Origin of the sequence: Vibrio anguillarum (assembly GCF_001989995.2) — a bacterium.
GTDB lineage: Bacteria > Pseudomonadota > Gammaproteobacteria > Enterobacterales > Vibrionaceae > Vibrio > Vibrio anguillarum.
On sequence record NZ_JAHGUP010000152.1, the window covers coordinates 1 to 848 of the forward strand.

An 848-nucleotide genomic window follows, 5' to 3' on the forward strand; every position below is an offset into this window, starting at 1 on the left:
CTCTTGAGCCGTTTGTTAGTTTTTGTGCTGCAACAAGAACTGCTCTAACATTTTACCCACCAATTCCGGTGATTCTTGATGCGACGAATGTGCTGTCAATGGAATATTGGCAAAACCACAACCTACAATTTTCGACTTTAAAGCCGCTGCCTCATCCAACGAAAACAAGAAGTCATTATCACCTCGCATTACTAATGTCGGGCAACGGATTTTTTCAACTAACTCATGTGGGTAGCCAGATTCTGTTGTGTCAAGCCAGACTGCTTTTACAGCGTCTACGAGTTTAGGGAAATCCGGTTTAGGATTTGACACCTCATATAAAGCAACATCATCGGCAAACCTTGATGCCCAAAATTCAGCCGTCAAACCACTTAGTAATTCAACCGATGGATCATCTGCCTCTAATCGCCACTGCGAACCCAGTGTCACCAAACAAGATACTCTCTCCGGTTCTTGTATTGCTAAACGATAACCTACGATACCACCGTCACTAAAACCAAAAATCGAATATTTCTCAATACCCAAATAGTTAAGAACATGCTGAACGTCTTGTTGATATTGCATGTAATTAAGTGGACGATTGCCTAAAAGAGACTTTCCGTGACCACGGAAATCTATACTTATCAATTGATAGTCAGCAGCAACATATTTATGAATTGAACTTAACTCATTCAACGAACCAAGACCGCCATGAAGCATCAATAATGGCTTGCCGTCATGATTACCTGAAAGCTCGTAATAAATCTCGGAGCCACTAACACTTACATAACCATTTTTATTTTTCATTTTATCGACCAACTACGTTTGTATTGATTTGACCTGAAAAAACTAACGCCCGCCTAAGGGGC

Annotated in this window: 1 protein-coding gene; it reads right to left on the reverse strand. The window is 40.8% G+C overall.

Going from position 1 to position 848, the window contains the following annotated elements:
- Positions 1-15: 15 nt before the first annotated feature.
- Complete coding sequence (locus PL85_RS18000; protein WP_115340190.1) at positions 16-786, reverse strand: alpha/beta fold hydrolase; 771 nt, start codon at positions 784-786, stop codon at positions 16-18.
- Between the last annotated feature and the right edge of the window lie 62 nt (positions 787-848).